Source organism: Trinickia mobilis, assembly GCF_017315705.1.
GTDB classification, from domain to species: domain Bacteria; phylum Pseudomonadota; class Gammaproteobacteria; order Burkholderiales; family Burkholderiaceae; genus Trinickia_A; species Trinickia_A mobilis.
In genome coordinates, this window is record NZ_JAFLRF010000008.1 from 116,590 (window position 1) to 138,618 (window position 22,029).

General features: G+C 64.4%; 14 protein-coding genes. 4 read left to right on the top strand and 10 right to left on the bottom strand.

The window, feature by feature from the left end; all coding sequences use genetic code 11:
* Positions 1–42: 42 nt before the first annotated feature.
* The 4 genes from lpdA to typA form a co-directional block, all read right to left on the bottom strand.
* A complete protein-coding gene (gene lpdA / locus J3489_RS13490; RefSeq protein ID WP_206998765.1) occupies positions 43–1,473 on the bottom strand; it encodes a dihydrolipoyl dehydrogenase in 1,431 nt (476 codons plus the stop codon).
* Positions 1,474–1,584: 111 nt separating this feature from the next.
* Positions 1,585–2,874 carry a 2-oxoglutarate dehydrogenase complex dihydrolipoyllysine-residue succinyltransferase gene (gene odhB / locus J3489_RS13495; RefSeq protein WP_206998768.1) on the bottom strand — a complete coding sequence of 430 codons (1,290 nt, stop codon included), beginning with the start codon at positions 2,872–2,874 and terminating at the stop codon, positions 1,585–1,587.
* 139 nt (positions 2,875–3,013) lie between these two features.
* A complete protein-coding gene (locus tag J3489_RS13500) occupies positions 3,014–5,875 on the bottom strand; it encodes a 2-oxoglutarate dehydrogenase E1 component (RefSeq protein WP_206998771.1) in 2,862 nt (953 codons plus the stop codon).
* A 251-nt stretch (positions 5,876–6,126) separates the two neighbouring features.
* The gene (typA, locus tag J3489_RS13505; RefSeq protein WP_206998773.1) at positions 6,127–7,953 is read right to left on the bottom strand and encodes a translational GTPase TypA; all 1,827 of its coding nucleotides are present in this window, start codon (positions 7,951–7,953) and stop codon (positions 6,127–6,129) included.
* A 339-nt stretch (positions 7,954–8,292) separates the two neighbouring features.
* On the opposite strand from typA, the gene J3489_RS13510 reads away from it, so the two are divergent.
* From J3489_RS13510 to J3489_RS13525, 4 genes are all read left to right on the top strand, one after another.
* Positions 8,293–8,769 (top strand): MarR family winged helix-turn-helix transcriptional regulator, encoded by a 477-nt coding sequence (locus J3489_RS13510; protein WP_206998777.1) that lies wholly within the window; start codon positions 8,293–8,295, stop codon positions 8,767–8,769.
* A 101-nt stretch (positions 8,770–8,870) separates the two neighbouring features.
* On the top strand, positions 8,871–10,364 hold the full coding sequence (locus tag J3489_RS13515; protein WP_206998781.1) for an efflux transporter outer membrane subunit: 1,494 nt from the start codon (positions 8,871–8,873) through the stop codon (positions 10,362–10,364).
* Between the two features lie 57 nt (positions 10,365–10,421).
* Positions 10,422–11,636 carry an EmrA/EmrK family multidrug efflux transporter periplasmic adaptor subunit gene (locus J3489_RS13520; protein ID WP_206998784.1) on the top strand — a complete coding sequence of 405 codons (1,215 nt, stop codon included), beginning with the start codon at positions 10,422–10,424 and terminating at the stop codon, positions 11,634–11,636.
* Positions 11,637–11,675: 39 nt separating this feature from the next.
* Positions 11,676–13,235, top strand: a complete 1,560-nt coding sequence (locus J3489_RS13525; RefSeq protein WP_206998787.1) for a DHA2 family efflux MFS transporter permease subunit — start codon at positions 11,676–11,678, stop codon at positions 13,233–13,235.
* A 111-nt stretch (positions 13,236–13,346) separates the two neighbouring features.
* On the opposite strand, the gene truB is transcribed toward J3489_RS13525, so the two are convergent.
* From truB to rluB, 6 genes are all read right to left on the bottom strand, one after another.
* Complete coding sequence (gene truB, locus J3489_RS13530; protein ID WP_206998790.1) at positions 13,347–14,282, bottom strand: tRNA pseudouridine(55) synthase TruB; 936 nt, start codon at positions 14,280–14,282, stop codon at positions 13,347–13,349.
* 50 nt (positions 14,283–14,332) lie between these two features.
* A complete protein-coding gene (gene rbfA, locus J3489_RS13535; protein WP_206998793.1) occupies positions 14,333–14,701 on the bottom strand; it encodes a 30S ribosome-binding factor RbfA in 369 nt (122 codons plus the stop codon).
* A 213-nt stretch (positions 14,702–14,914) separates the two neighbouring features.
* Complete coding sequence (gene infB / locus J3489_RS13540) at positions 14,915–17,818, bottom strand: translation initiation factor IF-2 (protein ID WP_206998796.1); 2,904 nt, start codon at positions 17,816–17,818, stop codon at positions 14,915–14,917.
* A 126-nt stretch (positions 17,819–17,944) separates the two neighbouring features.
* Entirely contained in the window at positions 17,945–19,420 is a 1,476-nt protein-coding gene (gene nusA / locus J3489_RS13545; RefSeq protein ID WP_206998799.1) for a transcription termination factor NusA, read from the bottom strand.
* Positions 19,417–19,875 (bottom strand): ribosome maturation factor RimP, encoded by a 459-nt coding sequence (rimP, locus tag J3489_RS13550; protein WP_206998802.1) that lies wholly within the window; start codon positions 19,873–19,875, stop codon positions 19,417–19,419. Before rimP ends, nusA begins: the two co-directional genes overlap by 4 nt.
* A 419-nt stretch (positions 19,876–20,294) precedes the next feature.
* Positions 20,295–22,028 (bottom strand): 23S rRNA pseudouridine(2605) synthase RluB, encoded by a 1,734-nt coding sequence (gene rluB / locus J3489_RS13555; protein ID WP_206998804.1) that lies wholly within the window; start codon positions 22,026–22,028, stop codon positions 20,295–20,297.
* Position 22,029: the final 1 nt, after the last annotated feature.

The following is a 22,029-nucleotide window of genomic DNA, read 5'->3' on the forward strand; positions in this document are numbered from 1 at the left end:
GCCCGGCGAGCGCTGAGACGGCCGGCGCGGCCTCTTTACCGGTTACATATTGAGCGAGCGTTTGTCGACGGCGAGCGCCGCTTCGCGCATCACTTCGGAGAGCGACGGGTGCGGATGGCAGATGCGGCCGATGTCTTCCGACGCCGCTTTGAACTCCATCGCCACCACGGCTTCGGCGATCAAGTCCGAGGCGTTCGCCGAGATGATATGCACGCCGAGCAGCTCGTCGGTCTTGGCGTCGGCGATCATCTTGACGAAGCCGTCCGACTTCGCGATGCCGAGCGCGCGGCCGTTCGCCATGAACGGGAACTGGCCCGTCTTGATCTCGCGGCCTTCGGCCTTCAACTGCTGCTCGGTCTTGCCGACCCACGCGATTTCCGGCTCGGTGTAGATCACCCACGGAATGCAGTTGTAGTCGATGTGCGGCTTCTGGCCGTCGATGATCTCGGCGACCAGCACGCCTTCGTCTTCCGCCTTGTGGGCGAGCATCGGGCCGCGCACCACGTCGCCGATCGCGTAGACGTTCGGCACCGCCGTGCGGCAGTGGTCGTCGACGTCGATGAAGCCGCGCTCGTTCGCCTTCAGGCCGATCGCCTCCAGCCCGAGGTTGTCGGTGTTCGGCACGCGGCCGATCGACACGATCAGGCGGTCGGTTTCGAGCGACTGCACGTTGCCGTCCTTGTCCGTGTAGTCGATCGTCACGTTCTTCGCGGTCGTCTTCACTGCGCCGATCTGCACGCCGAGGTGAATGTCGAGACCCTGCTTCTTGAACTGCTTCGCGGCTTCCTTCGCGAGCGCTTCGTCACAGGTGCCGAGGAATGCCGGCAGCGCTTCGAGCACGGTCACGTCGGCGCCGAGGCGGCGCCACACCGAGCCCAGCTCCAGGCCGATCACGCCCGCGCCGATCACGGCGAGCCTCTGCGGCACGGAGTCGAACGCAAGCGCGCCTTCGTTGTCCGACACGATCTTGTTGTCGACCGGTGCGTTCGGCAGGTGGCGCGCCTTCGAACCCGTCGCGATGATCACGTTCTTCGCCGTGACGACTTCGGTCTCGCCCTCGCCGCTCACTTCGATCGACACGCCGGCGTCGGTCTTGCCGGTGAACCTGCCGTGGCCCTTGAGCCACGTGATCTTGTTTTTGCGGAACAGGAACTCGATGCCCTTCGTCATCTTCTCGACGATGCCGTCCTTGCGGGCCATCATCTTCGCGATGTCGAGCTTCACGTCCGACACGTTGATGCCGTGGTCGGCGAGGTGGTGCGCCGTGTTCTCGAACTCCTCCGACGACGCGAGCAGCGCCTTCGACGGAATGCAGCCCACGTTCAGGCACGTGCCGCCTAGCTTGAGCGTGCCGGCCGGGTTCTTCCATTTTTCGATACATGCGACCGTCTTGCCGAGCTGCGCGGCACGGATCGCGGCGACATAGCCGCCCGGGCCGGCGCCGATCACGACGACGTCAAATTCTTTGGACATGACAATCCTTTCGATGACGCAACGGCGCACGGCGGGTTTTCCTACCCTGCCGCGCGGCGCTGCGATTCAAGTCAAACGCAATGCGGAAAGACTGATGCGAAACTGCGGGGATTACAGATCCAGCAGCAGGCGGGCCGGATCTTCGAGCGCGTCCTTCATCGCGACGAGCGACAGCACGGCTTCGCGGCCGTCGATGATGCGGTGGTCGTACGACAGCGCGAGGTAGTTCATCGGACGGATCACGATCTGGCCGTTCTCGACAACCGCACGCTCCTTCGTCGCGTGCACGCCGAGGATGGCCGATTGCGGCGGGTTGATGATCGGCGTCGACAGCATCGAGCCGAACACGCCGCCGTTCGAGATCGAGAACGTGCCGCCCGTCATTTCTTCGATCGACAGCTTGCCGTCCTTCGCCTTCTGGCCGAACTCGGCGATCTTCTTTTCGATGTCGGCGAGGCTCATCTGGTCCGCGTTGCGCAGGATCGGCACCACGAGGCCGCGCGGCGAACCGACTGCGATACCGATGTCGAAGTAGCCGTGATAGACGATGTCGTTGCCGTCGATCGACGCGTTCACGAGCGGGAACTTCTTGAGCGCATGCACAGCCGCTTTCACGAAGAACGACATGAAGCCGAGCTTCACGCCGTGTTCCTTCTCGAACTTGTCCTTGTACTTGTTGCGCAGGTCCATGACCGGCGCCATGTTCACTTCGTTGAACGTCGTGAGGATGGCGTTGGTCTGTTGCGACTCGAGCAGACGCTCTGCGATACGCGCACGCAGGCGCGACATCGGCACACGCTGTTCCGGACGGTTCTGGAGCCAGGCATCGGCCGACGCCGGGGCCTTCACGTCCGGCAGCGACGCACGCGCAGCCTTCGCGGGCGCAGCAGCCGGAGCCTTCGCGGCAGGCGCCGGTGCCGGAGCCGCAGCGCCGGCGGCGAGCACGTCGCCCTTCGTGACGCGGCCGTCGCGGCCCGAGCCTTGCAGTTGATCGGCGGAGAGGTTCTTCTCGGCCATCAGCTTGTTCGCGGCGGGCGACGCGGCAGTGCCGGCGGAAGCCGTCGCAGCGGCGGCGGCCGGTGCAGCGGCGGGCGCCGGCTGCACTTCGGCCGTGCCTGCTGCCGCGGCGGCCGCGGGAGCGGCGGTGGCGCCGGCCTTCGCCTCGGTGTCGATCTTCGCGATGATTTCGTCAGCGACGACGATATCGCCATCGTGCTTGATGACTTGCGCGAGCACGCCTGCCGACGGAGCCGGCACTTCGAGCACGACCTTGTCGGTTTCGATCTCGATCAAGATTTCGTCTTGCGCGACAGCCTCGCCAGGCTGCTTCTTCCATTGGAGCATGGTCGCTTCCGAGACCGACTCGGACAGCTGGGGAACCTTGACTTCTACGATAGCCATGTGATTTTCCTGAACTCGTATCTGGGTGAGCGCGAACTTTGCCCGGGTTCGTCGGCGCGCCGATTCTCGATAACGGCGGGAACGACCTCGCGCTTAAGCGGGAAAGCGCACGCGCGCTTTCCCGGTTCGCTGCATCTGTTTATTTAGCGATCGATGTGCTCTTCAAGCGTCCGAACGCGCCTTCGACCAACGCCTTCTGCTGCTCATAGTGCTTCGCGTAGTAACCGACCGCCGGCGAAGCCGAAGCCGGACGGCCGCTGTACGCGAGCTTCTGTCCTTCCTTCATGCCTTCCCTCAGGTGGTGTTCGACGTAGAACCACGGGCCTTGGTTTTGCGGCTCGTCCTGCACCCAGACCACTTCGGTCGCGTTCTCGTACTTCTTCACTTCCGCTTCGAACTGCTTGTGCGCGAACGGGTACAACTGCTCGATACGGATGATCGCGACGTCGTTCGACTTCGATTCGCGGCGATGCGCGACGAGGTCGTAGTACACGCGGCCCGAACAGGCGAGCACGCGCTTGACCTTCTTCGGCTCGATCGCCGAGTCGACTTCGCCGATCACCGGCTGGAACGAGCCCTTCGCGAGCTCCGCAAGATCCGACACTGCTTCCTTGTGGCGCAACAGCGACTTCGGCGTCGCGACGATCAGCGGCTTGCGGAACAGGCGAATCATCTGGCGGCGCAGCAGGTGGAAGATCTGCGCGGGCGTGGTCGGCTGGACGACTTGCATGTTGTGGTCAGCGCACAGCTGCAGGAAGCGCTCGATACGCGTCGACGAGTGCTCCGGCCCCTGGCCTTCGTAGCCGTGCGGCAGCAGCATCGTGAGACCCGACTGGCGGCCCCACTTCACTTCGCCCGACGAGATGAACTGGTCGATCACGACCTGCGCGCCGTTCACGAAGTCGCCGAACTGCGCTTCCCACGCGACGAACGTGTTCGGCTCAGCCGTGGAGTAGCCGTACTCGAAGCCAAGCACCGCTTCTTCCGACAGCACCGAGTCGATCACCGTGAACTTCGCCTGGCCTTCCGCGACGTTCTGCAGCGGGATATACGTGCCGTCGTTCCAGCGCTCGCGATTCTGGTCGTGCAGCACCGCGTGACGGTGCGTGAACGTGCCGCGGCCGGAATCCTGGCCGGTCAGGCGCACGGCATAGCCCGATGCGACGAGCGACGCGAACGCGAGGTGCTCGCCCATGCCCCAATCGAGCGGCGCGTCACCGCGCCCCATCGCGCGGCGGTCGTTGATCACGCGCTCGACGAGCGGGTGCACCTTGAAGTTGTCGGGGATCGTCGTGATGCGCTCGCCGAGGCGCTTCAGTTCCGCGAGCGGCACGGCCGTGTCGGCCGAGTCGGTCCACTTGCGGTTCAGGAACGGCACCCAGTCGACCGCGTACTTGCTCTTGTAGTTCGAGAGCACCGGATCGGCCGTATGATGGCCTTCGTCCATCGCCTGACGGTACGCCTTCACGAAGTTATCCGGATCAGCCGCGCCGATCACGCCTTGCTGCACGAGCTTTTCCGCGTACAGCGCGCGCGTGCCCGGGTGCTTCGCAATGGTCTTGTACATCAGCGGCTGCGTGACCGCCGGCGTGTCCTGCTCGTTGTGGCCGAGCTTGCGGAAGCAGATGACGTCGATCACGACATCCTTGTGGAACTGCATCCGGTAGTCGATCGCGAGCTGCGTAGCCAGCACGACGGCTTCCGGATCGTCGCCGTTCACGTGCAGCACCGGCGCTTCGATCATCTTGACGACGTCCGAGCAGTACAGCGTCGAGCGCGAATCGCGCGGGTCCGACGTCGTGAAGCCGATCTGGTTGTTGATGACGATGTGCAGCGTGCCGTGCGTGCCGTAGCCGCGCGTCTGCGCGAGGTTCAGCGTTTCCATCACGACGCCTTGACCGGCGAAGGCCGCGTCGCCGTGGATCTGCACCGGCAGCACTTGCAGGCCGTCTTCGTCGCCGCGGCGGTCCATGCGCGCCTTGGCCGAGCCTTCGACCACCGGATTGACGATTTCGAGGTGCGACGGGTTGAACGCGAGCGACAGGTGCACCGGGCCGCCTTCGGTCGAAACGTCCGACGAGAAGCCCTTGTGGTACTTCACGTCGCCGGCCGGCAGGTCGTCGACGTGCTTGCCTTCGAATTCCGCGAATAGATCCGACGGCATCTTGCCGAGCGTGTTGACCAGAACGTTCAGGCGGCCGCGGTGGGCCATGCCGATGACGATCTCCTGCACGCCCTTCGCGCCCGCGTGGCGGACGACTTCGTCCATCGACGCGATGAAGCTCTCGCCGCCTTCGAGCGAGAAGCGCTTCTGGCCGACGTACTTGGTGTGCAGATAGCGCTCGAGGCCTTCGGCAGCCGTCAAACGGTTCAGGATGTGCTTCTTCTTGTCAGCCGAGAAGTTCGGCGTGGCGCGGATCGATTCGAGCTGCTCCTGCCACCAGCGCTTCTGCTCCGGATCGCTGAGGTACATGTATTCGGCGCCGATCGTGCCGCAGTAGGTGTCGCGCAGCGCCTTCACGATATCGCGCAGCGACGCCTGCTCGAACCCGAAGTACAGGTTGCTCGCGCTGAACGTCTGGTCCATGTCGGCTTCGGTGAAGTCGTAGAACGCAGGTTCGAGCTCGGGGATGGCGGGACGCTCGCGACGCTTCAGGGGATCGAGATTGGCCCATTGCGAGCCGAGGAAGCGATAGGCGCTGATGAGGGTCTGGACGTGGACCTGCTTGCGGGCGGTGGCGAGGTTCTCGCCGCCTTCGGCTTCACGCGGGATGAACGCGTTGGCCTTCGCGCGTTGGGCAAACGATTCGACGATCGGGCCGTGGGCCACGTCGTTGGCAGCGGTGCCATCCGATGCAGGAACGTTCTGCAACGCGTCGAAATATTCGCGCCAGTTCTCGGGCACTGACGCCGGATTGTCGAGATATTGCTCGTACAGTTCTTCAACGTACGGAGCATTGCCGCCGAACAGATACGAGTTCAGCTGGAATTGCTTCATCATGTTTACGCTCACCTTTCTTCGAGTTTCTCGAGAAATAGCGGGTTACTCAACCTTCCGCGACACGGCCTGACCGTTTAGCGGATTGCGCGAATCAAGTCTTGCTTGGAAGGACCTAAAACTAGCACGGCGAGCATAGCACAGAACGCATATTTGAGATTCCGCAACCACTATGGAAAAAGCAAAAAGCCGCTAGACAGCGGCTTTTTGCTAATGCCAGGAGCGCTCGATTCGAGCGACGCTTCGTGAAGCGCTTAGTCGACTGCCGCTTCGCGGCTCGCGCGGCGGCGCTCGTGCTCCTTCAGGTGACGCTTGCGCAGACGAATCGACTGCGGCGTCACTTCGACGAGCTCGTCGTCGTCGATGAATTCGACGGCGTATTCGAGCGACATCTGGATCGGCGTCACGAGGCGCACCGCTTCGTCGGTGCCCGACGCGCGCACGTTGGTCAGCTGCTTGCCCTTGATCGGGTTCACCACGAGGTCGTTGTCGCGGCTGTGAATGCCGATGATCATCCCTTCATAGAGCGCGTCGCCCGGCTTCACGAACATGCGGCCGCGGTCCTGCAGCTTCCACAGCGCGTAGGCGACGGCGGCGCCGTCGTCCTGCGAGATCAGCACGCCGTTGCGGCGCTCGCCGAGCGAGCCTTCCTTGACCGGCGCGTACTCGTCGAACACGTGGCTCATGAGGCCCGTGCCGCGCGTGAGGGTCATGAACTCGCCCTGGAAGCCGATCAGCCCGCGCGCCGGGATGCGGTATTCGAGGCGCGTGCGGCCGCGGCCGTCGGACGCCATGTCGAGCATTTCCCCCTTGCGGCGACCCAGCTCTTCCATCACGCCGCCCTGGTGGCCGTCTTCGACGTCCACCGTCAGCAGTTCGTACGGCTCGTGCTTCGCGCCGTCGACTTCGTGCATCACCACGCGCGGACGTGACACCGCCAGCTCATAGCCCTCGCGGCGCATGTTTTCGACCAGGATCGTCAGGTGCAGCTCGCCGCGGCCCGACACTTCGAACACCGTTTCGTCGCCGGTATCGCGCACGCGCAGCGCGACGTTGTGGTTCAGCTCCTTCATCAAGCGGTCGCGGATCTGGCGGCTCGTGACGAACTTGCCCTCTTTGCCGGCGAGGGGCGACGAGTTGACGAGGAAGTTCATCGTGAGCGTCGGCTCGTCGACGGTGATCACCGGCAGAGCCTCGGGCGTGTCCGGCGCGCAGATCGTCGCGCCAATGCCGATTTCCTCGATGCCGTTGATGAGCACGATGTCGCCGGCTTGCGCCTCGTCGACCTGTACGCGCTCCAAGCCCTTGAACGACAGCACCTGGTTGATCTTGCGGTTGAGGATTTCGCCCTCCGGGCCAAAGCGCAGCGCCACTGGCTGACCCGGCTTGATGCGCCCGCGCGCGATCCGGCCGACGCCGATCCGGCCGACGTAAGTCGAATAGTCGAGCGACGTGATCTGCAACTGCAGCGGCGCATCCGGATCGGACGGGCGCACCGGCACGTGCTCGAGGATCGCCTCGAAAAGCGGGCGCATATCGCCTTCGCGCGCGCTCGGCTCGAGCGACGCATAGCCGTTCAGGCCCGATGCGTACACCACCGGGAAGTCGAGCTGCTCTTCAGTCGCGCCGAGCTTGTCGAAGAGGTCGAAGGTCTGATTGATGACCCAGTCGATCCGGGCGCCCGGGCGGTCGATCTTGTTGACGACGACGATCGGCTTCAAGCCGAGCGCGAGCGCCTTCTTCGTGACGAAGCGCGTTTGCGGCATCGGGCCTTCCACGGCGTCGACGAGCAAGAGTACCGAGTCGACCATCGACAGCACGCGCTCCACTTCGCCGCCGAAGTCCGCGTGCCCTGGGGTGTCGACAATATTGATGTGCGTGCCTTCGTATTCGACCGCGCAGTTCTTCGCGAGAATCGTGATGCCGCGCTCTTTTTCGATGTCGTTCGAGTCCATCACGCGCTCGGCGATCTGCTGGTTCTCTCGGAACGTGCCCGACTGGCGAAGCAGTTGGTCGACGAGCGTGGTCTTGCCGTGGTCGACGTGGGCAATGATGGCGATATTGCGAAGAGCGCGGGTCATAGGAACCTGGAAACGCAAGGAATTTGCGCGAAATGAGAAACACGTTGAGTGCGCGAAAGCCGCTGGACGTCACGGCAGACCGGCTTTAATTGCACTTTCGGACAGCCAAAAATTATAGCACGCGCGAATGACGCCGAATTAGCACACCTTTCCTCTCCCGCGTCGCGCCGAATCGACGCAGTTAAAAAGTGCCGGAACGCAGACCCATCCGAGTATTTTCTATATTGACAGTATGCGCTTAATACAAAAGACTGTTTCCTGGGGTGTAATAACGCTTGCCGCGTCAACTAACCACACCTATACTCCTGCCTAGTCAATTATTGCAATCGCATGAGAATCATGACCGAACCCACCCCCGCGCTGCCCAAGGAACTGAGCAACTATCAGATGGGTGAGAGCGTCGGCTACCTGATTGCACGCGTGAAATCGGTCATGTCGAACATGGTCACCCAGCGCACGATGGCGGCACTGGGCATCACGAGCACGCAGGCCAGCATTTTGTTCATGGTGGCAAGCGGCCGGTGCCTCGTCGCGGCGGACCTCGCCCGCGACTACGGGATCGACGCGAGTGCCGTCACGCGCCTGATCGACCGGCTGGAAAAGCGCGGCCTGCTCACGCGCGTACGCAGCAGCGAGGACCGCCGGGTGGTGCGGCTCGCCTTGACGCCGGAAGGCTACGAACTCGCCGCCCGCATGCCGGAAATCTTCACGAGCGTGCTCGACAAGCTGCTCGCGGGCTTCACGCCCGAAGAAGTCGGCTTCTTGAAAAGCATGCTGCGGCGCGTTCTCGTCAATAACGGGGATCAAACGAATTGAGCGCACGGCGGCAGCACGCAGCAGTAACGGAAATTCGCATCCGAACACACAAAAAAATACTTGCAGGGTCCATGATCACACTCCATTCCGAGAGTCGAGCGATGAAATCCCTTTCCCCGTCGGCCTACGTGCTGTCTTGCCGGGGGGCCGTCGCCGCGGCGGCCGCGGCGCTCGCCCTCACCGGCTGCGCGAACTACTTCGGCATCAAGAGCGACAAGCAGATCGCACCGGCGGGCCAGTTCGAGTCCGCGCAAAGCCTGCCCAGCCAGGGCGGGCAATGGCCGTCGCTCGACTGGGCCGATCAGTTCGGCGACCCGCAACTGCCGAAGCTGATCGCCGAAGCGCTCGAAGGCAGCCCGTCGATCGCCCAGGCGCAGGCGCGCATCGCGAAGGCGCAGTCCTATATCGAAAGCTCGCGCTCGAACCTGTATCCGAAAGTCGACGGGAGCTATGCATGGACTCGGGAACTCTATTCGGCCAACTCGCTTTACCCTCCGCCCTTTGGCGGCACCTGGTTTAGCGAGAACAACGTGCTCGCGAGCGCGTCGTGGGATCTGGATTTGTGGGGCAAGAACCGCGAGAAGCTCGGCTCGGCGGTCTCGCAGGCCGAGTCGGCCGAAGCCGACATGCAGCAGGCGCGCATCACGCTTGCGTCGTCGGTGGCGCGGACGTATAACCAACTGGCTCAGCTTTACGCGCTGCGCGACATTGCCCAGCGCGAAATCCAGAACCGCGAGGACGTCAGCACCATCACGAACGGCCGCGTCGCCGCCGGGCTCGACACCAACGTCGAGAAGCAGACGGCCATCGGCAATATCGCGAGCAGCCAGACGACGCTGTCGGATTACGACGGCCAGATCACCATCACGCGCTATCAACTGGCCGCCCTGCTCGGCAAGGGCCCCGATCGCGGGCTGCAAATCGGGGAGCCCGTGCTCGCGCCGGGCGGCGCGGTCGTCCTGCCCGACAACCTGCCCGCCGATCTCGTCTCGCGCCGGCCCGATATCGTCGCCGCGCGCTGGCAAGTGGAAGCCGCCATGCACGACGTGAAGGAAGCGAAAGCCGAATTCTTTCCCGATGTGAACCTCGCGGCCGCGGCCGGCTTCGATGCGTTCGGCTGGGGCCGGTTCCTGACGTCGTCGAGCCGGCAGATCCAGTTCGGCCCGGCGATCCATCTGCCGATCTTCGACGCCGGCGCGCTGCGCTCGCAATTGAAGGGCCGCTACGCCGACTTCGACCTCGACGTCGCCAACTACAACGAGACGCTCATCAACGCGCTGTCGGACGTCGCGACGCAAGTGGCGTCGATCCGCTCGGTCGACCAGCAGATGGGCGACGCGCAGCGCGCGCTCGATGCGTCGACCAAGGCCTACCAATTGGCCGTCATCCGCTACAAGGCGGGGCTCTCGCCGCAGTTGCAGGTGCTGAACGCCGACATTACGCGCCTATCCGCTGAGCAAACCGTGACCAACCTGAAGATGAAGCGGCGCGACATGCAGTTCGCGCTCATCAAGGCGCTCGGGGGCGGGTTCGACGCGAACGCCGCTGGGCTGACCGTGCCCGCCGAAGCATCGGCCGCACATGCACCGGGCTGAACCCGGCGGACAACACACAACTAGACGACCAAGACTGAGAGAACACGGAGCATTGCAATGAGTGAAACCCAACAAGCCGCCACCAGCGTGCAGCCGAAATCGAACGGCAAACGCAAGCGGATGATGACGCTGCTCGTCATCGTGATCCTGATTGCCGCGGTCGCCTACGGCCTCTACTACTTCCTCGACGCGCGCTTCTACGAGGACACCGACGACGCCTACGTGAACGGCAACGTCGTGCAGATCACGCCGCAAGTGACGGGCACCGTCGTCGCGGTCAACGCCGACGATACGCAGACCGTCAAGGAAGGCGACCCGATCGTCATGCTCGACGGCGCCGATGCGCGCATCGCGCTGCAGCAGGCCGAAGCCACGCTCGCCCAGACGGTGCGCCAGGTGCGCGGCATCTTCGTCGACGACAACCAGTATCAAGCGCAAGTCGCGCTGCGCCAGTCCGACCTCTCCAAAGCGCAGGACGACCTGCGCCGCCGGATGCAAGTCGCGCAGACAGGCGCGGTGTCGCAAGAAGAAATCTCGCACGCGCGCGATGCCGTGAACGCGGCGCAGGCATCGCTCGACGCCGCCGAGCAGCAGCTCGCCTCGAACCGCGCGCTGACCGCCAACACGACGATCGCCACGCACCCGAACGTGATGGCCGCCGCCGCGAAGGTGCGCGACGCCTACCTCGCCTACGCGCGCAACACGCTGCCGGCGCCGGTCACCGGCTATGTGGCGAAGCGCTCGGTGCAGGTCGGCCAGCGCGTGTCGCCGGGCACGCCGCTGATGGCGATCGTGCCGCTGAACGCCGTCTGGGTCGACGCGAACTTCAAGGAAGTCCAGTTGAAGCACATGCGTATCGGCCAGCCGGTGGAAATGACCGCTGACGTGTACGGCTCGTCGGTCACGTACCACGGCAAGGTGGTCGGCTTCTCGGCGGGCACCGGCTCGGCCTTCTCGCTGTTGCCGGCGCAGAATGCGACCGGTAACTGGATCAAGGTCGTGCAGCGTCTGCCGGTGCGGATCTCGCTCGATCCGCAGGAGCTCGCGAAGCATCCGCTGCGCATCGGCCTCTCGATGCAAGTCGACGTAAATATCAAGCAGGACGGCGGCCAGCTCGGCGAAGCGCCGAACACGGTCTACTCGACCAACGTGTTCGACAAGTACGGCGACCAGGCCGATGCCGAAATCGCGCGCATCATTGTCGAGAACGCCGGTTCGAGCGCAGGCTTGCAGCAACAGAAATCCGCGGCGAACAGCGCGTCGCACGGCTAAGCAGGCCATCGCGCCACACCGAACCAAGGTCCACGCTACATGGCTCAAGCTCAAGCCCCTCACCCGCCGCTGCAAGGCGCGCAGCTGGTGATCGGCACCATTGCCGTGTCGCTTGCGGTGTTCATGAACGTGCTCGACACGTCGATTGCGAACGTCGCGATTCCGACGATTTCCGGCGACCTCGGCGTTTCGTCCGACCAGGGCACCTGGGTCATCACGTCGTTCGCGGTCGCCAACGCGATCTCGGTGCCGCTCACCGGTTGGCTCACCGACCGCATCGGCCAGGTGCGCCTGTTCCTCGCGTCGATCATCCTGTTCGTGGTGTCGTCGTGGATGTGCGGCCTCGCACCGACGCTGCCGCTCCTGCTGCTGTCGCGCGTGATTCAAGGCGCGGTCGCCGGGCCGATGATTCCGCTCTCGCAAGCGCTCCTGCTCGGCAGCTACCCGCGCGCGAAGGCGCCGCTCGCGCTGTCGATGTGGTCGATGACGACGCTGATCGCGCCGGTCGCCGGGCCGATTCTCGGCGGCTGGATCTCCGACAACATCGCCTGGCCGTGGATCTTTTACGTCAACATTCCGGTCGGCATCGTCGCGGCGGCGGCGACCTGGGCGATCTTTCGCAAGCGCGAATCCGCCGTGAAGAAGGCGCCGATCGATGGCGTCGGCCTCGGGCTCCTCGTCATCTGGGTCGGCTCGCTGCAGATCATGCTCGACAAGGGCAAGGATCTCGACTGGTTCTCGTCGACCACGGTCGTCGTGCTTGCGCTGACGGCGATCATCGGCTTCGCGTTCTTCGTCGTCTGGGAGTTGACGGCCGATCACCCGGTGGTCGATTTGTCGCTCTTCGCACGGCGCAACTTCACGGGGGGAACGATCGCGCTGTCGATCGGGTACGGGCTCTACTTCGGCAATCTCGTGCTGCTGCCGCTGTGGCTGCAAACCGATATCGGCTACACGGCCACCGATGCCGGCCTCGTGATGGCGCCGGTCGGCCTGTTCGCGGTCCTGCTCTCGCCGGTGACAGGCAAGTTCCTGCCGCGCACCGATCCGCGCTTCATCGCGACCGCGGCGTTCTGCACGTTCGCGCTGTGCTTTTGGATGCGCTCTCGCTATACGACGGGCGTCGACACCTGGGCGCTCACGCTGCCCACGCTGGTCCAGGGCATCGCGATGGCGGGCTTCTTCATTCCGCTCGTGTCGATCACGCTGTCGGGCCTGCACGGCAGCCGGATTCCGGCCGCGTCGGGCTTGTCGAACTTCGTGCGGATCATGTGCGGCGGCATCGGCACGTCGATCTTCCAGACCGCGTGGGACCATCGCACGATCCTGCATCACGCACAGCTTACCGAACAGGCGAATGCATACAACCCTGTCTTCTCGCAGCAGATGACGGGCATGGGTGGGGCTGGGCTCGATCAGGCGCAGAGCTACGGGCTCTTCAACAACATGGTGACGCAGCAAGCTGCGCAGCTTGGAGTGAACGATTTGTTCTATTTATCGTCGACGATCTTTATTGCGCTGATCGCGCTCATCTGGATCACCAAGCCCGAGCGGGCGGGCGGTGCGGATGCGGGAGCGGCGGCGTCAGCGGCGCATTGACACTGCGCTTTCGGAATCGATTGCCTTGTATGTGAAAACGCCCGGCTTTGGCCGGGCGTTTTTTTCGCTGTGCCTCGGAGAAAAGCTGCTGTGAGACAAGCGGTAGCGGCGCTAAGAAACCTCGGCGGTCACGACGAGCCGCTCGGGTGCCAGCACGCCGTCCGCCGCTTTCGCGACACCCAGCAGCCGGCGGCCGCCGTCTCCATAGACGCGCACCCGCGAACCCTGCCGTGCGTCGATCGCCGGCAAATCCGCCAGGCGCAAACGCTGGCCATGCAGAAAACGCCGCGTCGCCTCGGCATCGAGCTGGACTGACGGAAACGTCGACAGCAACGCATCGACCGGTTGCAGCCACGCATCGCGCTCGCCTTGTTCGGCATCGGAAAGCGCGTCGAGCGTCACGGCATGCTCGAGCGTCAGCGAACCGACACCCGTACGGCGCAGCGCAACCAAATGTGCACCGCAGCCGAGCGCCTCGCCGATATCCTCCGCAAGCGTACGCACGTAAGTGCCCTTGCTGCACGTCACGCGAAACGTCACATCGGGTAGTGCCCACGCGAGCAATTCCAGCGCATGAATCGTCACGCTGCGCCCTTCCCGCTCGAGCGTCTGCCCCGCGCGTGCGTATTCGTAGAGCGGCTTGCCGTCGCGCTTGAGCGCCGAGTACATCGGCGGCACCTGGACGATATCGCCGCGAAACTTCGCCAGCGCAGCTTCGACCGCGATGCGATCGCAAGTCACGTCGCGCGTTTGAAGCGCTTCCCCTTCCGCATCGCCCGTCGTCGTGCGGATGCCGAGGCGCATCGTCGCCTCATAGGTCTTGTCGGCGTCGAGCAAATCTTGCGAAAACTTGGTCGCTTCGCCGAAGCACAACGGCAACAGGCCGGATGCGAGCGGATCGAGCGTGCCGGTGTGGCCGGCCTTCTTCGCTGTATAGAGGCGCTTGGCGCGCATCAGCGCGTCGTTGCTCGACAGGCCGACCGGCTTGTCGAGCAGCAATACGCCGTCGAGCGCGCGGCGCGGCAAGCGGGGTTTTTGCTGAGTCATCTGAGAGGCAAAACGATAGAGCGAGGTCAAATCACGCGCGGCGCGCGAAGTCAGTCGTCTTTCGCACGCGTCGCATTCGCTTCGTCGATGAGGCGCGACATCTCGACAGCCTTCTCGATCGTTTTGTCGTAATGGAAGTGCAGCGTCGGCACAGTATGGATGTGCAGGCGCTTGAACAGAAGATTGTGCAAATGGCCGGCTGCATGGTTGAGCGCGACTTGCGTGGCCTGCGCGTCGCCGGTCAGCGTCGTGAAATACACCTTCGCGTGCGCGTAATCGGGCGTCAGCTCGACGCTTTGGATCGTGACGAGACCGATGCGCGGGTCCTTGACCTCGCGCATGATGAGTTCGGACAGATCGCGCTGAATCTGATCGGCGATCTGTACGTTGCGGTTCGGGGTACTGCGTTTTTTAGGCATGGTGATTCCGTGATTCGGTTCGGGCGCCTTCGGGCAGCGTACGGGTCGACCGGGTCGATCGCTCTTCATGGGACCCGAGTAATTGCTCTGCATGGGGCGGGAGTAAGTGCTGAAGCACTAACTCCGGCCGACAGCTGAAGCGCTAACTCGGGTCGACAAAAAAGGCGGAACGGGCCAGCGCCCGCTCCGCCCTTCGAGCCTTCGCGCCGGTTGTTACAGCGTACGCGCGACTTCCGTGACTTCGAACACCTCGAACTGATCGCCTTCGACGATATCGTTGAAGTTCTTGATCGACATACCGCACTCGAAGCCTTGGCGCACTTCCTTGACGTCGTCCTTGAAGCGCTTGAGCGAATCGAGCTCGCCCGTATGGATCACGACGTTGTTGCGCAGCACGCGCACCGACGACGAGCGCTTGACGACACCGTCCGTCACCATACAGCCCGCCACCGTGCCGACCTTCGGCACCTTGAAGACCTGGCGGACCTCGACCATGCCGGTCACGACTTCGCGCTTCTCCGGCGCCAGCATGCCCGACATCGCCGCCTTCACCTCATCCACGGCGTCGTAGATGATGTTGTAGTAGCGGATGTCGACACCGTTCGATTCCGCGAGCTTGCGGGCCTGCGCATCGGCGCGCGTATTGAAGCCGATGATGACCGCCTTCGAAGCCGTCGCGAGGTTGACGTCGTTTTCGCTGATGCCGCCGACCGCGCCATGCACGACCTGCACGCGCACTTCGTCCGTCGACAGCTTGAGGAGCGCCTGCACCAGCGCTTCCTGCGAGCCCTGCACGTCGGCCTTGACGATGAGCGGCAAGGTCTGCACTTCGCCTTCGCCCATCTGCTCGAGCATGCTTTCGAGCTTCGCGGCTTGCTGCTTCGCGAGCTTGACGTCGCGGAACTTGCCTTGACGGAACAGCGCGATTTCGCGCGCTTTGCGCTCGTCCGGCAACACGATGACCTCTTCGCCCGCTGCCGGCACTTCCGACATACCTTGAATTTCAACCGGAATCGACGGCCCTGCGGCCTTCGTCGCCTTGCCGGTTTCGTCGAGCATCGCGCGGACACGGCCGTAGGCGCTGCCCGCGAGCACGACGTCGCCGCGCGAGAGCGTGCCGGACTGCACGAGAATCGTTGCGACCGGACCCTTGCCCTTGTCGAGCTTCGCTTCGATCACGATGCCCTTGGCCGGCGCTTCGACCTGTGCCGTCAGTTCCAGCACTTCGGCTTGCAGCAGCACGTTTTCGAGCAGATCGTCGATGCCCGCGCCCGTCTTCGCCGACACCGGCACGAACGGCGAATCGCCGCCGTACTCTTCCGGCACGACGCCTTCGGCGACGAGCTCCTGCTTCACGCGCTCGGGGTTCGCTTCCGGCTTGTCGATCTTGTTGATCGCGACGACGATCGGCACGCCGCCCGCCTTCGCGTGGGCGATCGCTTCCTTCGTCTGCGGCATCACGCCGTCGTCGGCCGCAACCACGAGAATCACGATATCGGTCGCCTTCGCACCGCGCGCACGCATTGCCGTGAACGCCTCGTGACCCGGCGTATCGAGGAACGTGATGACGCCGCGCGGCGTTTCCACGTGATACGCGCCGATGTGCTGCGTGATGCCGCCCGCTTCGCCCGCGGCAACCTTCGCGCGGCGGATGTAGTCGAGCAACGAGGTCTTGCCGTGGTCGACGTGACCCATCACGGTCACGACCGGCGGACGCGGCAGCTGCTCCGCATCGGTCGCTTCGCCTTCGACGAGCAGCGCTTCCGGATCGTCGAGCTTCGCCGCGACCGCATGGTGCCCGAGCTCTTCGACGACGATCATCGCCGTTTCCTGGTCGAGCACCTGGTTGATGGTAACCATCTGCCCGAGCTTCATCATCACCTTGATGACTTCCGAAGCCTTGACCGACATCTTGTGCGCAAGATCGGCAACCGTGACCGTTTCCGGCACGTGCACTTCGCGGATGATCGGCTCGGTTGGCGCCTGGAATGACGTAGCCGCTTCCTGATGCTTGCCACGGCCCTTCGGGCCGCCGCGCCAGCCGCGGTCGACGCCGCCGCTGGTGTCGCCGCGCGTCTTGATGCCGCGGCGCTTCGCAGCGTCGTCCTGCCAGTTGCCGCCCTTGCCTGCACCCGGTTTCTTCTTGTCGCCGGCCGACGGGGCCGACGGCGTCGCCGCCGCCGGCGCCGCCGCTGCGGGCTTCTTGGCCGGACGCGAGGCAGCTTCGCCTGCCGGACGCGCGGGCTTGTGCAGCGTGCCCTTGGCTTCGGCGGTCTTCGCAGCCGCCGCTTCCGCCGGCTTCGCCGCAGGTGCGGGCTCGGGCGCCTTCACTTGCGCCTTGCGCGGCGTGCTCATCATTTCGCGGATCGCGCGCGCTTCGGCTTCCGCCGCTGCACGGCGTTTGCTGATTTCTTCCTGCTCCGCACGCGCCTTTTCGGCAGCGACGCGCGCCGCATCCTCGGCCTTCTTAGCCGCTTCGCGCTGCGCCGCGCGCTCCGCTGCCGCGCGCTCTTCGTCGTCGACAGACGAACGCTCGGCCGCCTCGGCCTGCTCGCGAGCCGCTGCTTCGGCGACCGCTGCCGCGCGCTTCTTCGCGGCTTCTTCTTCCTGGCGGCGACGCTCCGCTTCAGCCGCGCTTTCGCGGGCCTGACGTTCGGCTTCTTCGAGCGCGAGACGCTCCTGGCGCTCCTTCAATTCCTGCGCCTGCATCTCGAGCAGCTCGGCCTCGCGGCGCGCTTCTTCCTCGCGACGCTGCAGTTCGGCCTCGTCGGCCTCCGTCGCATGATTCGATGCTTCCACGCCTTGTTCCGCGGTCTCGTCGCGCTTGACGAACACGCGCTTCTTGCGCACCTCGACTTGAATGGTGCGAGCCTTGCCCGTCGCGTCGGATTGCTTGATTTCCGACGTGTGCCGTTTGGTCAGCGTGATCTTGCGCTTGTCCGCGTCGGTCGAGCCGTGTGACTTGCGCAAATGGTCGAGCAGACGCGACTTGTCCGTCTCGGACAAGACGTCGTCTTCGCTCGCTTTCTGTACGCCGGCCGCCTGGAGCTGCTCGAGCAGCACGCCAGCAGGCATTTTGAGTTCCGCGGCAAATTGGGCTACGTTGTTACTCGCCATTCATTCCTCTTAGTGCAAGGACCGATTCCTTGCGGTTAGCATCGGGTCATGCGGCCAGCGGGCCGCCATCAAATCAGTGCGCCATGGTCATTTCTCTCAAGAAAAGGCCGGGCTGTTCCAAGATCTTCATTGGAACCAGTGTTCGCGTGCTTTCATGATCAGCGTCTTCGCTACTTCCTCATCCATTCCCGTCATCTCGACCAGCTCGTCGACCGCCAGCTCGGCGAGGTCGTCGCGCGTCTGAATCCGGTGCTCGGCCAGCTTGGCGAGCAGGTCGGCATCCACGCCGTCCAGGCTCATCAGATCCAGCGTGACGTTTTCGACCCTTTCTTCGTTCGCGATCGCCATCGTCAGCAATGCATCGCGCGCGCGGTTGCGCAGTTCGTGGACGGTGTCTTCGTCGAACGCTTCGATTTCGAGCATCTCGTTGAGCGGCACGTAGGCGATCTCTTCGAGACTCGTGAAGCCCTCGTCGATCAGGATGTCGGCGACTTCTTCGTCGACGTCGAGGCGCGCCATGAACAGATCGCGCAGCTCGCCACGCTCCTGGTTCTGCTTCTGCGCGGACTCGTCCGGCGTCATGATGTTGATCTGCCAGCCGGTGAGTTCGCTGGCAAGACGCACGTTCTGGCCGCTGCGGCCGATCGCGACCGCCAGCTCGTTTTCGTCCACGACGACGTCCATCGAATGCTTCTCTTCATCGACGACGATCGACTGGACGGCTGCCGGCGCGAGCGCGCCGATGACGAACTGGGCGGGATCCTCCGACCATAGCACGATGTCGACGTTTTCGCCACCGAGCTCATTCCTCACAGCCTGCACGCGCGAGCCGCGGATGCCGACGCAGGTGCCGATCGGATCGATGCGCTTGTCGTACGCGATCACGCCGATCTTCGCGCGCACGCCAGGGTCGCGCGCCGCCGCCTTGATCTCGAGCAGGCCCTGCTCGATCTCCGGCACTTCCATTTCGAAGAGCTTCATCAGGAACTCGGGCGCCGTGCGCGACAGCTCGATCTGCGGACCACGCGCGGTACGATCGACCTTCGCGATATAGGCGCGCACGCGGTCGCCCACGCGCAGGTTTTCCTTCGGAATCAACTGGTCGCGGCGCAGCAGCGCTTCGACGCGGCCCGACTCGACGACGAAATTGCCCTTGTCGAGACGCTTGACCGTGCCGGTCATGATTTTTTCGCCGCGCTCGAGGAAGTCGCTCAGGATCTGCTCGCGCTCGGCATCGCGCACCTTCTGCAAGATCACCTGCTTGGCGGCCTGCGCACCGATGCGGCCGAATTCGATCGACGGGACCGGATCTTCGATGTAGTCGTCGACTTGCGCATCCGGCTGCTGCTCGCGCGCTTCGAACAGCAGGATTTCCTGATCCGGCTCCTGCAGGCCTGCTTCGTCCGGCACGACGCGCCAGCGGCGGTACGTTTCGTGCTCGCCGCTTTCACGGTCGATATGGACGCGGATATCCACGTCTTCTTCGAAGAGCTTCTTGGTGGCCGAGGCGAGAGCCGCTTCGAGCGCAGCGAACACCACATCCTTATTGACGTTCTTTTCGCGTGCCAGCGCATCCACCAGCATCAACACTTCGCGACTCATTGTTTGCGGCTCCTAAAGTCAACGTGCGGGACGAGGCGCGCTTTATCGATATCCGCCAGCGTGAAATCGAGCATTGCGCCGCCTTCCTTCCCTTCAAATTCCAAACCGATCGTTTCGCCGTTCGGCGCATGCAGGATGCCCCGGTACGATTTGCGCCCGTCCAACGGCTTCTTCAATGTAATGACTGCCTCGCTGCCCGCGAAGCGTTCGAAATCCGCCAGTTTCTTGAGCGGACGATCGAGCCCCGGCGACGATACTTCGAGCCGCTCGTAATCGATGTTTTCGACGGTCAGAACGTGCTGGAGCTGACGCGTGACTTTTTCGCAGTCTTCGATCGCGATGCCGGACGGCTGGTCAATATAGACGCAGAGCATGCCGCGCCCGGTGCGCTCGAGATCGACCAGCTCGTAGCCCAAGCCCGAGACCGTGGTTTCTATCAGTTCCGTCAGTTGCACAGTGCCCTCTAAGGTGTACGCGCACAGCCCTCGCCCGTTTGCGTTCCACCTTCGGGCCGCGCGCCAAGCCGGCGCACGGAATTGGTGTGTGCGACTCGAGGTGCCGAACCGTACCAGCAAAAAAAAATGGGCTTCACGCCCATCTTTTTCTTACCGGTGGTCGCACCTGAGCCGCACGTTGATGCCACCTTATTGTTGCCAAGTCAGTGACAAACCGCAGTGACCAAGCCTAATGCCGCACGCCCAGCGACTCCGCGATTGTAGCATTTTTCGGTACGAACGCAAACCGCTAGACGTCGTCGAGCGCGCTTATGGCTTGATTTCGCAGCATGTTTCGCTGGGCAAACAAGCCATAAGCGCGCTTTTGCGTTGGCAACGCGCGGACCGAGACAGCCCCGGCCACGCGTCGAATTTGCCGCTTACCGCCCGCGCGAACGATTACGCGACATCGGACGCTGACCGCCGCGATTGCCGCCGGTGCCGCCCGTGTTTGCGCCACCGCCGGCCCGGTTGGCATTCGGGCCGCGGTTGCCGCCCGGCGCGCTATTGCCGCTGGCGTTGCCGCCCGACGCGCGCTTGCCTGCGCCCGTCGGCGCACGGTTGCCATCGACGTCACGTCGGCCGCCCGAGTTCGGACCGCGGCTGCCGCTGCGATCGCCATAACCGCCGCTGCCGCCGCCGAAGCCGCCCGCCCCGCCGCCGAACCCGCCGCCGAACCCGCGAGCCGCGCCGCGCCGGCCGCCGCCCCGCTGCGGCTGGTCGAAGCGGCCATGAGCGGTGAGCACCGGCTCGCGGTTGATGAAGCCCATCGACGTTTGCATCGGGTCCGGCTGACGGCGCTCGGACGCCTGATTGCGGCCGCCCTTCTCTTCGCTCGGCGCCTTCAACCCCACCGACGCCATCAGGCTGCGCACCTGATTGTCCTCGAGTTCTTCCCAGCGGCCGCGCTTCAAGCCGCGCGGCAGCAGGATCGGGCCGTGACGCGTGCGGATCAGGCGGCTCACCATCAGCCCGACCGCCTCGAACATCCGCCGCACTTCGCGATTACGCCCTTCGGCGAGCGCCACGTGATACCAGTGGTTCGTGCCCTCGCCGCCGCCGTCGCTGATGCGCAGGAAGTTCGCCGGACCGTCTTCGAGCTCGACGCCGTGCAAAAGCTTCTGCCGCGAGCCTTCGGTCAGCTCGCCGACCACGCGCACCGCGTATTCGCGCTCCACGCTATAGCGCGGATGCATGAAGCGGTTCGCGAGGTCGCCCGAAGTCGTCAGCATCAAAAGACCTTCGGTGTTGAAGTCGAGGCGGCCGACCGCGAGCCACTTGGCGGTCTTCATCGGCGGCAGCTTGTCGAACACCGACGGACGCCCTTCCGGGTCCGCGTGGCTGACGATCTCACCCGTCGGCTTGTGATACAGGAGGACGCGAGGCGGCTTGGTCTGCAGCTTGCGCTTGACCGGCTTGCCATTGATGCGGACCTGGTCGGTCGGCATGATGCGCTGGCCGATATGCGCCGGCTCGCCGTTCACCGACACGCGGCCGGCGACGATCAGCTCTTCCATCTCGCGGCGCGAGCCCATGCCGGCTTCGGCGAGCACCTTGTGCAGTTTCGGCGCGTCGTCGTCCGGCGACAGGATGCGCTTTTGCTCCGCCTGGCGGCCGCGGCGCAGCATCGGCGCGCGCACGCCGCCCGTGCTGCTGTTGTCGGCATCGAAAGCCGGCGACGTGACGTAGGAGAACAGGTCGTCCTGGGTGGCGGCGCCTGCGTCGGCCGGGGCGTTCGCACGCTTGTTCTGGCGGCCGTCTTCGCGCTTGGCGCCGGCCTGTTTGCGCGGGCCTTTTGCGCCGGCTTCCTTGCGCGGCGCGCGCACCTGGGCGACGACCTCGCCGTCCGGCGGCGTTTCAGCAGCGGCGCCCGCAGGCTGACCCGCCGCGTTTTCCACGCCCTTCGTCTTCGCCGCCGCTCGGCGGCGTGCGATCAGGCTGCGCGGACCGCGTCGCAGGCCGCGGCGCGGCCGATCTTCGTCGCCGGCTTCCGCGCCAGGCGCAGTGCGCTCGATTTCGCTGGACGACGCCTGGTGCTCTTGGGCGTCGTCGCGGCGCGCAGCTTCAACAGCGTGCCCGGATTCAGGCAAATCGGTGTCGTGGGTATTAGTCAAA